Here is a 13400-nt window from a genome sequence, read left to right on the forward strand (position 1 = left end):
GTCACATCTCCCTCAGCTTCGGGTTGAACACCTCGTCCAGCCCGACGTTCATGACGTAGAGCGCGCCGACGATCGCCGTGATGCCGGCGCCCGGAGGGATGAACCACCACCACAGGCCGAGCTGCAGCGCGCTCCACCGCGCGGCGTTGTTGAGCATCAGGCCGAGCGAGACCCCCTCGGTGGGTCCGAGGCCGATGAAGTCGAGCGAGGCGGCGATCAGGATCGCGCTGCCGAACAGCAGGATGAACGTCAGGAACAGGTACGAGCTCATGTTGGGCGCGATCTCCCTGAGGATGATCCTCGGGGTGCGCACCCCGCTCAGCCGGGCGAGGTCGACGAAGTCGCGCGAGCGCAGCGAGAACGTCTGCGCCCTGATCGCCCGCGCCGCCCACGGCCACGAGGTCAGCCCGATGAACAGCGCCTGCACGCCGATGCTGCGCACGCCCAGGTAGGCGTTGACGATCAGCAGCACGACCAGCGCGGGCAGCACGAGCACGATGTTGGTGAGCATGGTGAGCAGTTCGTCGACCCACCCGCCGCGGTAGCCCGCGACGAACCCCACGACCATGCCGACGGCCGCCGCCAGCACGCCGCCGAGCACGCCCACGAGGAACGTGGCGCGCAGGCCGTACAGGAACTGGGCGAAGACGTCCTGGCCGAAGGTGGTCGTGCCGAACCAGAACTCCCCCGACGGCGCGGCCATGGGCGGCCCGACGTAGTCGTTCGGCCCGTGGTCGAACATCAGCGGCCCGACCAGGCCGGCCACGAGGAACACGAGGATGACGACCGTGCCGGCGACCAGCTTGCGGTTGCGCAGCGCGAAGTGCAGCGCCTCGTATCTCACAGCGCTTCTCCCACCGCTTCTCACACCGCTTCTCCCATCCCGGTCCTGGTGCGCGGGTCCACCAGGACGTACGCGACGTCGATGACGAAGTTGGCGATCAGCACGCCGATGACGATGAACAGGAAGGTGCCCTGCAGCAGGAAGAAGTCCTGGTTCTGGATGGCCTGGAGGATCAGGTGCCCCAGCCCGGGATAACTGAAGACGATTTCGGTGACCAGCGCGCCGGCCACGAGCACGCCGAGTTGCAGGGCCAGGCCGGTCACCTGGGGCAGGATCGCGTTCCTGAACGCGTAGCGCCGCACCAGCCGCGCAGGCGCGCCGAGGGCCCGCAGGTAGTTGACGTAGTCCGCCTCAAGCTCGTAGATGATCATGTTGCGCATGCCGATGGCCCAGCCGCCGAACGCGACCAGGAACAGCGAGGCGAACGGGAGGAACCAGTGCTCGGCGAGGCTGCCGACGAACCCCCACGACAGGGACGGCTGCAGGTCGAAGCCGTACGCCCCGGCGACCGGGAACACGCCCGCGACGATGCCGAGCGCCCAGGCCAGCAGGATCGCCAGCCACATGTACGGGGTGGCGGTCAGCACGTAGCCGACGGGAAGCACGGTGTTGTCGAGCCACTTGCGCCGCGCGGCGAACGCGCCGAACCGGTTGCCCGCGAACCAGCTCAGCAGGATGGACGGGATCAGCAGGCCCAGCGTGTACGGGACCGCCCGGATGATGACGTCGGACACCGGCGTGGGGAACAGCCAGATGCTGATGCCGAGGTCGCCCCGCAGCAGCGAGCCCCAGAAGTTGAGGTACTGCTGCCACAGCGGCAGGTCGAAGCCGAACATCGCGGTGTAGTGCGCCCGCATGGCCTCGACGGCCGCCGGCTGTGCGACGTTGGCCCGCGAGAGCATGCTCTGCACGGGGTCGCCCGGCATGAACCGCGGGATCATCCAGTTGATGGTCACGGCCACGAAGAACGTCAGGCCGTAGATGAGAAGTTTTCTGCCGAAATAGCGGCGCAATTCGACCTCCCGGTCGCGGAACGGCGCCCCCCCTCCCGTACGCAGGGTGGAAGGGGGGCGCGAGAAGATCAGCCTCCGGAGGCCGGCTGGAGCTCGGTGAGCATGAGCGTGCCGCCCATCTCCAGCCAGTTGCGCCACACCGTCGGCGGGTACTTCGGCGCGTCCGCCGCGCTGGTGGGCCAGTTCTTCCAGGTCGAGTCGGTGGTCTGCGACCACAGGCCGTTGTACCAGAGCGGGACGACCGGCATGTCCCCGAGCTGGATCTTCTGCAGTTCCGAAGTGATCTTCTTCATGCCCTCGACGTCCTCGGGCTTGACCTGGTCGAGCTGCTGCGTGAGCTCCCACGCCCGCTTGTTCTCGTACCGGCCGAAGTTCGTCGTGCTCTGCAGCTTCTGCACCGGCAGCCGGAACAGGTAGTCGTAGTACAGCCAGGGCGTGTTCGCGAGCTGCTTGTCGTTGTTGAGGACGAGGTCGAACTTGCCCTGGTTGCGCACGTCGACGAGCGCGTTGTAGTCGGGGAAGTCGGCCTCGATGTCGATGCCGGCCGCCTTGGCGCTGGAGCTGATTACCCGGGCCGCCTCCATCCAGTCGGTCCACCCGGCGGGCACGATCAGCTTCAGCGAGATCTTGGCGCCGCTCGGCGACTCCACCAGCCCGTCGCCGTTGCGGTCCTTGTAGCCGGCGTCGGCGAGCAGCTGCTTGGCCTTGTCCGGGTTGTAGGAGAAGCCGAGCGCCGAGGTGACGTTCTTGTCGACGTACTTGTCCCACTGCGGCAGCAGGCCGGACGGGTCGGACGCCTTGACCAGGTTGCCGTAGACGCCCTCGACGATCTTCTTGGTGTCGATGGCGTAGGCGACCGCCTTGCGGAACTCCTTGTCGTCCATCGGCTTCTTCGCCGTGTTGAACCACATCCAGGTGGTGTTCGCCGGCAGCATGTACGGCGGCTGGTCGTAGTAGGTCTTGATGCCGAAGCTGCCCTTGACCAGGTTCGCGATGCCCGGCAGGAAGTTGTTGCTGAGGTCGAGGCCCTTCTGCAGCAGCAGGCCCATCGCGACCTCGTTGCTGGAGTTGACGATGTCGACGATGTACTTGGGCTTCACGTCCTTGTTCAGCGCCTTCGTCGCCCACCAGCCGTCGCGCTTGACCCAGACCATGCGGTCCTGGTCGTGCGACTGGTAGGCGTACGGGCCGGTGCCGACGGGCTTCTCGTTGACCCCGTTCATCACCTCGTCCTCGGACCGCCCCTCCCACAGATGCTTGGGGACGATGGCCCGGCTGTAGAGGTGGTTGGCCCACTCCTGGTAGTTGGCCGTGGCGAAGGTGAACTTGATCGTGTAGTCGTCGACCTTCTCGGCGCTCTTCATCCAGTCCCAGAGCGGATGGTAGGGGACGGTCTCCATCTTGCCGAGCTCGAACGTGAAGATGACGTCGTCGGCCGTGAACGGCTTGCCGTCCGACCAGGTGATGCCCTTGCGCAGCTTGAGCGTGTATTCCAGCTCTCCGGTCCAGTCGCCGCTCTCGGCCAGCCAGGGCGTGAACTTGTCGGTGTTCGGGTCGTACATGAAAAGCGTCTCGTAGACCAGGCCCTTGGTGCCGGTGGCGAAATCCCATTCGCGCAGCGGATTCCAGTTCGCGGGCGGTCCCCACTGGGTGCCGCTGGTGTAGAGGGTCTCGTTGCGGGGGAAGGCCCCGCCGCTGCCGCCCGCGGGCGCGGCAGCGCCGCCTCCCGCCGCGCCGTCTCCCGCCGGGCCCGTCGGCGTGGACGACCCTCCGCCTCCCGAACATGCCGCGCTCAACAGGCCGGCCGCCAGCACCGGTATAAGAAACCGCGTTCGGTTTCGCATGGTGACTCTCCTTCCCCCACGCGACACCGCGCGGGGTCCGCACTACCGCCAGGCCCCGATGATGTTCGGCTCGCAATTGCTGAACCGGATAAGTACCGAGACCGTAAAATCACCATGTATCTGGTGTCAATAGAAAGAAGATGGAGGCAAAGTAACGGTAGTAGGGTGAGGGTCACTGGACCGGTTCAGTCGAGGGGACACGTGAGAAGACCGACCATCGCGGACATCGCACGGCAGGCGGGGGTCTCCAAGGGCGCGGTCTCGTACGCCCTGAACGGCCAGCCAGGGGTGTCGGAAGCCACCAGGGCCCGCATCCTGGCCATCGCGAACGAGATCGGCTGGCGCCCGAACATCGCGGCCAGGGCGCTCAACGGCGCCCGGGCGCACGCCGTGGGCCTCGCCCTGTGCCGGCCCGCCCGGTTCCTCGGCGTCGAGCCGTTCTTCATGGAGCTGATCAGCGGCATCGAGGCGGAGCTGTCCTCCCGCTCCTACGCGCTGCTGCTCCAGGTGGTCGGCGACCACGAGGCCGAGATGGGCGTCTACCGCCGTTGGTGGGGAGAGGGCCGGGTGGACGGCGCGATCCTCGTCGACCTCCACCTCGACGACCCCCGCGTGCCGCAGGTGGAGGAGATGGGCATGCCCGTCGTCGTCCTCGGGCACCCCTCGGCCGCCGGATCGCTCGTGCCGGTCTGGGCCGACGACCGCGCGGCCGTACGCGAGACGGTGGAGTATCTCGTCGCGCTCGGGCACCGGCGGATCGCCCGCGTCGCCGGGCTGCCCCGGCTGTCGCACACGGCGATCCGCGACCGGGCGTTCGACGAGGTCTGCGCGGGCCTCGGGCTGGACGCCTGCCCGATCGTGCACACCGACTACACGGGCGAGGAGGGCGCGCGGGCCACGCGGCGGCTGCTCAGCTCATCCGAGCGGCCCACGGCGATCGTCTTCGACAACGACATCATGGCCGTGGCGGGCCTGTCGGTCGCGCAGGAGATGCGGCTCGACGTGCCGGCCGGCCTGTCCGTCGTCGCCTGGGACGACTCCCCGCTCTGCCAGGTCGTCCGACCGCCGCTGACCGTGCTCACCCGCGACATCCCGGCGTACGGCGCGCACGCGGCCCAGCGGCTGCTCGCGCTGATCGACGGCGTGGAGGCCAGGCCGCTGGAGGACGAGGCCCCGCGCCTGACCACCCGCGGCAGCACGGCGCCGCCCGCGTAAGCCGGCCGTGTAGCCGGTCGGGCAGCCGGGGGAGGATCTACCTGTTTGAAAGGTGACGTTCAGGAGAGATCGCTACACTTGGCCCCGTTTGCCGCTACTGGCTCTCGACCTGGTGAGAAACACCTGGTCCGACCCTCAGGAGCACGACAGTGGGTCACGTCGACGTCCGTCCCGCCCCCCCGGTGGAGGACCTCCCGGCGCCGCCGCAACGGACGCCGCCCAAATGGCGGCCGTGGCTATGGGTCACGCTGTCGGGAGCGCTGGGCGTGCTCACCGGTGCCGCCACCTTCGCCGTCGGCGGGTACGTCAAGCTGAGCGGCAACGTCAAGCACGAGACGGTGACCCAGAAGGATCTCGGGGGCGAGGCACGCCCGCAGAAGATCAGCAAGGCGCTCAACGTGCTGATCGTCGGCTCGGACCAGCGCAACGGCGCCAACGCCAAATACGGCAAGTTCCCCGGCGAGCGCACCGACACGATCATCGTGGCGCACATCTCCCCGAACCGGGACGGCGCGGTGCTGATCAGCTTCCCGCGCGACTCACTCGTCCGCCTCCCCGCCTGCGCGGCCAGGGGCAACCTGCCGGGTCAGCGCCCGCACGTCGGGATGATCAACGAGTCGTTCAACTCCGGCGGCATCGCCTGCACCTGGAAGACGATCGAGGGCCTCACCGACATCCGCATCGACCACTTCGTGAAGGTGGACTTCACCGGCTTCAAGACGATGGTGAACGCGCTGGGCGGCGTGCAGGTCTGCCTGCCGCAGGCCGTCCACGACAAGAAGGCGCTGCTCGACCTGCCCGCGGGCAGGCAGACCCTGAAGGGCGAGCAGGCGCTGGGGTATGTCCGCGCCCGCTACTCGCTCGGCGACGGCTCCGACATCGGCCGGATCCAGCGCCAGCAGATGTTCCTCGCCTCGATGGCCAAGAAGGCCATGAGCGGCGAGACGCTGACCAACCCCGCGACGCTGTTCGGGTTCCTCGACGCGGCGACCAAGTCGATCACCACCGACCCCGACCTCACGATCGGCGTGATGAAGGACCTCGCGACGAGCGCGGAGGGCCTGACCGCGGGGCAGATCCGCTTCGTCACCACCCCCTGGCGCTACTCGATCACCAACCCCGGCCGGGTGGAGTGGGTGGAGCCGCAGGCCCAGCGGCTGTTCAAGATGGTCGCCGCCGACCAGATCGCCAAGAACGTCAAGAGCGGCGAGCAGAAGATCCCCAAGTCGCAGATCCACATCGTGGTCCGCAACGGCAGCGGGCAGCAGGGACTCGGCACCCAGGTGGCCGCGGAGCTGGAGCAGCGCGGCTACCACATCGTCAAGGTCGAGCAGGCGCCCAGGCCGTACGCCAAGACCGTCGTCGCGTACTCGGGGAACGGCGAGAGCCGTGCGTCCAGGCTGTTCCGCGAACTCAAGAAGTCGCGGTCCCACCTGGTGCGCACGGGAACCACGCAGACCCTCATCCTGGGGATCGGGGCCGACTGGCAGGGGATGAAGCCCCCCAAGACGCTCGACGACGTGGAGGGCTTCGACGCCACTCAGGACAGCTGCACGGCCTCCTGAGCCGCTAGCCGCTAGTTGAAGAGCCAGCCGAACAGACCGCCGCCCCGGCCCGACGACTCCTGCGTGGGGGCGGGCGCGCTGGTCGGCTGCTCGGTGACCGGATCGGCGGTGGGGGCCGTGGCCGCCTGGTCCCCGGACCCACCGGTGTCCGTTCCCGAGGTCTTCCCGCCCGACCGGTCGTCGGACGACCGCTCGTTCGTGTCGACCGACACCCGGGACCGCGACGGGCGCTGGGCGTCGTCGCCCTGGGAGCCGGTGTCCTGCGCGTGCGACCGGGACGAGTTGCGCGTGGGCGCGGACGACGCGGCAGGCGCCGAGGTCCCGGACGTTCCCGGCCGGGTGCGTGCGGGCTGTGCCGTGGGAGCGTCGGTCGGCGCCGTCGCGGTGGGTTCGTCGACGGGCTCGTCAGTGGGCTCGTCGGTGGGCAGCGCGTCGGACTCCCCGCCCGTGGCGTCGCCGTCGGGCGCCGGCGAGACCGGCGCCGTGGCGGCCGTCCCCGCCTTGGCGGCGCAGTTCGCCCCGCCTTCGCACTCCGCCCCGTCGGGCTGCCCGACCCACAGCGCCAGCGCCCAGATCGCGCCCAGGACGCCGACGGCGATCAGCCCGGTGCGCAGCAGCATCCCGCCGCGCCCCGAACGCTCGTCGTCGTCCTCGTCCAAGTCCGGGGCATTGCGCCAGCCGGAGCCGAGGAAACCGCGCGGATCGGTGTCCCCGTCGCGCATCAGTTCCCCGTCGCGCATCATCTCCTCGTCGCCCACCGGTCCCTCGGACCGGAACCGTGGGGTGCGTCCGGCGGCGTAGTCATCCTGGTCGGCGTGGTCGGCGGGGGTCTGCGCCGGATGGTCCGGCTGCCAGTCCTCCGACAACACGTCGCCCTGCTCGCCCGGCGCGCCGGCGAGAGCGTGCTCGTCCTGCTCCTCGGACCAGAACCGGTCTCCCTCCCCGCCGTACTGGCCTTCGCCCGTGATGTACGGCCGGAGGTAGGAGCCGTCCTGCTCGTAGGCGTCCTCGGTGACCGGGTCGCGCATGAAGGTCCTTCCTCAGAGAGCTTTTGGGTCATGTCCCAATAGCGAACGTTCCTAGCACTGGTCGACACGTCTTGTCTGGAAATTTCACAACAATCACTGGAAGCAGATTTGTCACGGACGCCACAAACCCAGGAAACCCATCGGGCTTGACGGGAATCCTGGAACGGTCTTTAATATCGACTAATCCGACTGACTTGGTAGGAATCTCCGGAATAGAGGAACAGGCATGACAGTGCGCAGGCTCGGGGCCATCGCAGCCGCCGTCGTGGCGACGACCACCCTGGTCACCGCCTGCGGGGGAGACAACGCCGGCGGGGGCGACGGCGGAGGCAAGGTGCAGTTGGCGCTGGTCGCCTACTCGACCCCCCAGGCGGCGTTCGAGGGCGTCATCAAGGCCTTCCAGAAGACGCCCGAGGGCAAGAACGTCACCTTCACCCAGTCGTACGGCGCGTCCGGCGACCAGAGCCGCGCCGTGGCGAACGGCCTCAAGGCGGACATCGTCGAGTTCTCTCTGGAGACCGACATCACCCGGCTGGTGAAGGCCGGCATCGTGGCCGAGGACTGGAACTCGGGCCCCACCAAGGGGATGCTCACCAAGTCCGTCGTCGTCATCGGCACCCGCAAGGGCAACCCGAAGGGCATCAAGACCTGGGACGACCTCGTCAAGCCGGGGATCGAGGTCCTCACCCCGAACCCCTTCACCTCCGGCGCCGCCCGCTGGAACCTCCTCGCGGGCTACGGCGCCAAGTCGAACAAGGGCGCCGACCAGGCGGCCGGGCTCACCTACCTCGACGCGCTCCTCAAGAACGTGCCGGTCCAGGACGACAGCGGCCGCAAGGCGCTGCAGACCTTCGCCGGCGGCAAGGGCGACGCGCTCCTCACGTACGAGAACGAGGCGATCTTCGCCCAGCAGAACGGCCAGGAGCTGGAGTACACCATTCCGGACGCGACGCTCCTCATCGAGAACCCCGTGGCCGTGACGAAGACCAGCGCCCACCCCAAGGAGGCCCAGGCCTTCCTCAAGTACCTCTACTCCACCGACGCCCAGACGATCTTCGCGAAGAACGGCTACCGCCCGGTGATCGACGGTGTCACCGGCTTCGACTGGCAGACCCCGCCGCAGCTGTTCACGATCCAGGACCTCGGCGGCTGGGACAAGATCACGACCGAGTTCTTCGACCCCAAGGCCGGCAAGGTCGCGGAGATCGAGCGCAAGCTCGGCGTGGCCACCGAGAAGTGACGCGAGAAAAGTGACGCGAAAATGACCGCGATCACCGTACGTCCGGCCCGGCGCCTGGCCGGCGGCACCGCCGCCGGCCTCGGCGTCGCCGTCCTGTACCTGAGCCTGATCGTGCTGATCCCGCTGGCCGCCGTCGTCTGGCGCTCGGCCGACGAGGGGCCGGGGTACTTCTGGCGCTCGGTCACCACCCCCGACGCCTGGGCGGCGCTCACGCTGACCATCGGCGCCTCCGCGCTCGTCGCCCTGATCAACCTGGTCATGGGCACGGCGATCGCCTGGGTGCTGGTCCGCGACCGCTTCCCCGGCCGGGCGGTGCTCGACACGATCATCGACCTGCCGTTCGCGCTGCCGACCATCGTCGCCGGCCTCGTCCTGCTCTCGCTGTACGGCCCGCAGTCCCCGCTCGGGATCAACCTGGCCTACAGCAGGGCCGGAGTCGTGCTGGCGCTGCTGTTCGTCACACTGCCGTTCGTCGTCCGCACGGTGCAGCCGGTCCTGCTGGAGCTCGACGCGGAGATGGAGCAGGCGGCGGCCTCCCTCGGCGCGGGCCCGTTCCAGATCTTCCGCCGGGTCATCCTGCCGAACCTGATCCCCGCGATGCTGTCCGGCACCGCCCTCGCCTTCACCCGGGCGATCGCCGAGTTCGGTTCGACCGTGCTCATCTCGGGCAACCTGCCGTTCAAGACACAGGTCGCGGCGGTGAACATCTTCAGCCAGATCGAGGGCGACAACACCACCGGCGCGGCCGCGATCTCGACGGTCCTGCTCGTGGTGGCCCTGGTCGCGCTGATCACGCTCGACGTCCTGCAGCGCTGGGGGAGCCGCCGTGGCTAAGCACGTCCTGCGCCTGGTCGCCGTCGCCTACGTCCTGTTCCTGCTGGTCCTGCCCGTGATGCTGATCATCTGGCGGACCTTCGGCGACGGGCTGGCGCCGTTCGCCGAGGCCCTGACCTCCCCGTCGGCCCTGCACGCCTTTAAAGTCACGCTGACGGTCGCCGGCTGGGCGGTCGTGGCCAACACGGTCTTCGGGGTCGGCACCGCGCTCCTGCTCGTCCGGCACGAGTTCCCCGGAAAGCGGCTGCTGGGGGCGTTCATCGACCTGCCGATGGCCGTCTCGCCGGTCGTCGTCGGGCTCGCGCTCATCCTCGTGTACGGCCGGTTCTCCCCCTTCGGCGGCCTGCTGGAGAGCTGGGGAATCCAGGTGATCTTCTCTACTCCCGGCATGGTGCTGGCCACCGTGTTCGTGGCGCTGCCGCTCGTCGTACGGGCCGTCGTTCCGGTCCTGGAGGAGCTCGGCGACGAGCAGGAGCAGGCGGCGCACACGCTGGGGGCGAGCCGCCTCCAGACGTTCCTCCGCATCACGCTCCCCGGCATCCGCTGGGCCCTCGGCTACGGCATCGTGCTCTGCCTGGCCCGTTCACTCGGCGAGTACGGCGCGGTCGCGGTGGTCTCCGGCCGCCTCGTGGACCAGACCCAGACGCTGACGCTGTTCGTGGAGGAGCGGTTCCAGAACTTCGACCAGCCGGCCGCGTTCGCCGCCGCCACGGCCCTCGCCCTGATCGCCGTGGTCACCCTGCTGCTCACCAAGCTCCTGCGCCCGAAGGATCGGTCTGATGGCAATTGAGGTACGCGACGTGAACAAGTCGTTCGGGACGACGCCCGTCCTGCACGACGTGTCGCTGGACGTCGCCGCGGGGTCGCTCACCGCCCTGCTCGGCCCAAGCGGCGGGGGGAAGTCGACGCTGCTGCGGGTGATCGCCGGCCTGGAGCGGCCCGACACCGGCACGGTGCGGATCTCCGGCGTCGACGCCACCCGGCTGTCCCCGCAACGGCGGGGCGTCGGCTTCGTGTTCCAGCACTACGCCGCCTTCAAGCACCTCTCGGTCTTCCGCAACGTGGCCTTCGGGCTGGAGATCCGCAAGCGGCCCAAGGACGAGATCCGCAAACGCGTCATGGAGCTGCTGGAACTGGTCCACCTGGAGAAACTGGCCGACCGCTACCCGTCCCAGCTGTCGGGGGGCCAGCGCCAGCGCATGGCCCTGGCCCGGGCCCTCGCGGTGGAGCCCCAGGTGCTGCTGCTGGACGAACCGTTCGGCGCCCTCGACGCGCAGGTGCGCAAGGAACTGCGGACGTGGCTGCGGCGGCTGCACGACGAGGTCCACGTGACCACGGTGTTCGTCACCCACGACCAGGAGGAGGCCATCGAGGTCGCCGACACGATCGTGGTGCTGGCCGGAGGCGAGGTCGTGCAGACCGGCAGCCCCGGCGAGGTGTACGACAACCCGGCCAACCCGTTCGTGATGCGCTTCCTGGGCCCGGTCACCGAGATCGGCGGCAGCCTGGTCCGCCCGCACGACGTCGAGATCAGCCCCGGCCCCGTCGAAGGCGCCTCGCCCGCCGTGGTCTCCCGCGTCGTACGGCTCGGCTTCGAGGTGCGCGTGGAGGTGGAGATCGGCGGGCAGGAGGCCTGGGTCCAGGTGACGCGGGAGCAGGCCGACCGGCTCGGTCTCGGGCCGGGCGACACTGTGCACATCCGCCCCGCGCCGGGCGCCCGATCCCTGGTGCTCGCGCTGTGACGGACACAGCGACGGACGCTGTGATGGACGCTGTGTGAGACATGCGGCTATCCGTACGGACCCAGTACGCCCTGCGCGCCGCCGCCGAACTCGCCGCGGCGGCGCCGGGGCCGGTCCCGGCCGAGCGGATCGCGGCCGCCCAGCGCATTCCCCGGCGGTTTCTCGACAACATCCTGCTGCAGATGCGGCGGGCCGGCCTCATCCACAGCCAGCGCGGGCCCGACGGCGGCTACTGGCTGGCCCGGCCCGCCGAGCAGATCACGCTCGCCGACGTCGTCCTCATCATGGAGGGGACGCCCCCGGACAACGAGGGCTTCCACGGGGTCGCGGAGCCCCTCGGCGACGTCTGGACGGCGCTGCGCGACCACGAGCATGCGACGCTCACCGAGGTCACGCTCGCCCACATCGCAACCGGTTCACTTCCACCCCTCTGATCCCGATAGTTGTGGAAGACTCCACATTCAGATGGAACGTGCCGGGGCGTAGAGGCAGGCGGGATGGGTACTGCTGGGCAGCTCATCGTCGGGCGATACCGGCTGGTCCGCGCCCTCGGCCACGGCCGCTCCGGGCTGATGTGGGAGGGCCGCGACACGCTGCTCGACCGGCCCGTCGCGATCCGCGAGGTCCTGCTGCCCTCGAACCTGAGCGAGACCGCGCGGTTGCGGCTCGTCCAGCGGATCTCCCGTGACGCCCGCCAGGCCGAGCGGCTGCGCCACCCCCACATCGCCGCCGTCTACGACGTCGTCGACGAGGACGGCGCCAATGAAAACGGCGCCGACAAGAACGGTGCCCTCTACGTCGTGACGGAGCTGGTCCCCTCGCGCTCGCTCGACGGGGTGGTCTCCGGCGACGGACCGCTGCCCCCGGCCGAGGCCGCGCGGATCGCCCGCACGGTGCTGGCCGCGCTCACGCACGCCCACGCCGCCGGCGTACGGCACGGCGACGTCCGGCCCGCCAACGTGCTCCTCGCGCACGACGGACGGGTGGTGCTCGCCGATTTCGGCGTGTCGGTTCCCGGACCCGCCGGCTCTCTCACCGACCGTGGCGCCGAGACCTACCTCGCCCCGGAACGGGCCGGCGGCGGGCCGCGCACGGTCGCCGCCGACCTGTGGTCGCTGGGCGCCACCCTCCACACCGCCGCCACCGGCAGGCCGCCGGTTCAGGGGCCGTCGGAGGAGGTGCCCGGCGAACTGCGCGCGGTGCTCGCCGGGCTGCTGGCCCGGGAGCCCAGGCGGCGGATCGACGCGGAGACCGCCGACCGTCTGCTCGCCGAGATCGAGCCGCCCGCCCCATCTCGGCCCGTACGCCACCACCCCGGCCGTGCTCGTCGCATCACCGGAATCGCGGCGGCCGTGCTCGTCGCCTGCGCGGTGGGTGGATGGGCGGTCGGGGGCTGGGCTGTCGGGGGGTGGGCGGGGCTGCGTCCCGGCGAGGACAACCGGGCCGAGGCGGCCGCCTCTCGCGGGGCATCGGCCCTGGTCTCCCCGTCGGGCACCCCGTCGGTCCTTCCGTCGGTCTCGGCATCTGCATCGGCGTCCGGGCCGCCCGCGCGGCGGCTGAAGCTGAAGTGGCACACATCCGACGCCGGCTGGCGGGCCGGTGTGCCTCGGGGCTGGACACGCGAGGACGGGCCGTACTCGACCTCGTGGCGCTCGCACGACGGCGAGGCGGTGTTCACGGTCGAGGTGACCGCGCAGCGCGGCACCGATCCCCTGGCGGCGCTCGGCGAGGCGGAGGAGATTCTCCGTCCGGACGCCGGGACCTATCGCAAACTGCGCCTCCGGACCGTGACCGGCGAGCACGGCGCGTCCGCCGACTGGGAGTTCACCTGGACCCCGCGCAAGGCCTCGGCACGGGACCACCTGGCCAAGGGAGTGAAGTATCACCAGTACCGCCGGGTGATCTCCACGGACACGACGACGAGCGTGCTCACCTGGACCACCCCCGCCGCCGGCTGGGACGCCCTGCGGCCCACGCTCGTCAGGGTGCTCGCGCTCTTCCAGCCTCCGTCGGCCGTCCCGACGCCTTCCGCGGCCTGAAATCCACCCGCGCTCTCCCCTGCTGTGCCATGATTA

General features: G+C 69.8%; 12 protein-coding genes. 8 read left to right on the forward strand and 4 right to left on the reverse strand.

The genetic code is table 11. From position 1 onward, the window contains the following. Position 1: 1 nt before the first annotated feature. The 3 genes from ACIBK1_RS01680 to ACIBK1_RS01690 form a co-directional block, all read right to left on the reverse strand. Complete coding sequence (locus ACIBK1_RS01680; RefSeq protein ID WP_387067695.1) at positions 2-868, reverse strand: ABC transporter permease; 867 nt, start codon at positions 866-868, stop codon at positions 2-4. Beyond that, complete coding sequence (locus ACIBK1_RS01685) at positions 865-1857, reverse strand: ABC transporter permease (RefSeq protein WP_030508699.1); 993 nt, start codon at positions 1855-1857, stop codon at positions 865-867. Before ACIBK1_RS01685 ends, ACIBK1_RS01680 begins: the two co-directional genes overlap by 4 nt. A gap of 68 nt (positions 1858-1925) precedes the next feature. Next, the gene (locus ACIBK1_RS01690) at positions 1926-3701 is read right to left on the reverse strand and encodes an ABC transporter substrate-binding protein (protein WP_030508698.1); all 1776 of its coding nucleotides are present in this window, start codon (positions 3699-3701) and stop codon (positions 1926-1928) included. Between the two features lie 201 nt (positions 3702-3902). Between ACIBK1_RS01690 and ACIBK1_RS01695 the strand changes: the two genes are divergently transcribed. After that, positions 3903-4916: a LacI family DNA-binding transcriptional regulator gene (locus ACIBK1_RS01695; protein WP_030508697.1), complete on the forward strand. Its 1014-nt coding sequence runs from the start codon at positions 3903-3905 to the stop codon at positions 4914-4916. A gap of 149 nt (positions 4917-5065) precedes the next feature. Beyond that, positions 5066-6481, forward strand: a complete 1416-nt coding sequence (locus ACIBK1_RS01700) for an LCP family protein (RefSeq protein ID WP_396731557.1) — start codon at positions 5066-5068, stop codon at positions 6479-6481. 11 nt (positions 6482-6492) lie between these two features. Here ACIBK1_RS01700 and ACIBK1_RS01705 read toward each other — a convergent pair whose 3' ends face one another. Further along, positions 6493-7509 carry a hypothetical protein gene (locus ACIBK1_RS01705; protein WP_396731560.1) on the reverse strand — a complete coding sequence of 339 codons (1017 nt, stop codon included), beginning with the start codon at positions 7507-7509 and terminating at the stop codon, positions 6493-6495. 226 nt (positions 7510-7735) lie between these two features. On the opposite strand from ACIBK1_RS01705, the gene ACIBK1_RS01710 reads away from it, so the two are divergent. The 6 genes from ACIBK1_RS01710 to ACIBK1_RS01735 all read left to right on the forward strand — a co-directional run bounded on the left by ACIBK1_RS01710 (position 7736) and on the right by ACIBK1_RS01735 (position 13364). Then, positions 7736-8749 carry a sulfate ABC transporter substrate-binding protein gene (locus ACIBK1_RS01710; RefSeq protein ID WP_030508694.1) on the forward strand — a complete coding sequence of 338 codons (1014 nt, stop codon included), beginning with the start codon at positions 7736-7738 and terminating at the stop codon, positions 8747-8749. 21 nt (positions 8750-8770) lie between these two features. Further along, positions 8771-9583, forward strand: coding sequence for a sulfate ABC transporter permease subunit CysT (gene cysT, locus ACIBK1_RS01715; protein ID WP_030508693.1), 813 nt, complete (start codon positions 8771-8773; stop codon positions 9581-9583). Then, positions 9576-10373 (forward strand): sulfate ABC transporter permease subunit, encoded by a 798-nt coding sequence (locus tag ACIBK1_RS01720; protein ID WP_030508692.1) that lies wholly within the window; start codon positions 9576-9578, stop codon positions 10371-10373. Before cysT ends, ACIBK1_RS01720 begins: the two co-directional genes overlap by 8 nt. Next, positions 10363-11325 (forward strand): sulfate/molybdate ABC transporter ATP-binding protein, encoded by a 963-nt coding sequence (locus ACIBK1_RS01725; RefSeq protein ID WP_396731564.1) that lies wholly within the window; start codon positions 10363-10365, stop codon positions 11323-11325. The genes ACIBK1_RS01720 and ACIBK1_RS01725 overlap by 11 nt, the downstream gene beginning before the upstream one ends. Before the next feature lie 41 nt (positions 11326-11366). Next, positions 11367-11759 (forward strand): RrF2 family transcriptional regulator, encoded by a 393-nt coding sequence (locus tag ACIBK1_RS01730; protein ID WP_036406946.1) that lies wholly within the window; start codon positions 11367-11369, stop codon positions 11757-11759. 63 nt (positions 11760-11822) lie between these two features. Further along, positions 11823-13364, forward strand: coding sequence for a serine/threonine-protein kinase (locus ACIBK1_RS01735; RefSeq protein WP_396731567.1), 1542 nt, complete (start codon positions 11823-11825; stop codon positions 13362-13364). The last annotated feature ends 36 nt before the right edge of the window (positions 13365-13400 follow it).

This window comes from Microbispora rosea (assembly GCF_044460045.1).
Lineage (GTDB): Bacteria > Actinomycetota > Actinomycetes > Streptosporangiales > Streptosporangiaceae > Microbispora > Microbispora rosea.

Bases quoted from the DNA above. Each gene is read 5' to 3' on its own strand.
- ACIBK1_RS01725 (WP_396731564.1), top strand. From the start codon at position 10,363: ATGGCAATTGAGGTACGCGACGTGAACAAGTCGTTCGGGACGACGCCC.
- cysT (WP_030508693.1), top strand. From the start codon at position 8,771: ATGACCGCGATCACCGTACGTCCGGCCCGGCGCCTGGCCGGCGGCACC.
- ACIBK1_RS01690 (WP_030508698.1), bottom strand. From the start codon at position 3,701: ATGCGAAACCGAACGCGGTTTCTTATACCGGTGCTGGCGGCCGGCCTG.
- ACIBK1_RS01710 (WP_030508694.1), top strand. From the start codon at position 7,736: ATGACAGTGCGCAGGCTCGGGGCCATCGCAGCCGCCGTCGTGGCGACG.
- ACIBK1_RS01705 (WP_396731560.1), bottom strand. From the start codon at position 7,509: ATGCGCGACCCGGTCACCGAGGACGCCTACGAGCAGGACGGCTCCTAC.
- ACIBK1_RS01730 (WP_036406946.1), top strand. From the start codon at position 11,367: ATGCGGCTATCCGTACGGACCCAGTACGCCCTGCGCGCCGCCGCCGAA.
- ACIBK1_RS01735 (WP_396731567.1), top strand. From the start codon at position 11,823: ATGGGTACTGCTGGGCAGCTCATCGTCGGGCGATACCGGCTGGTCCGC.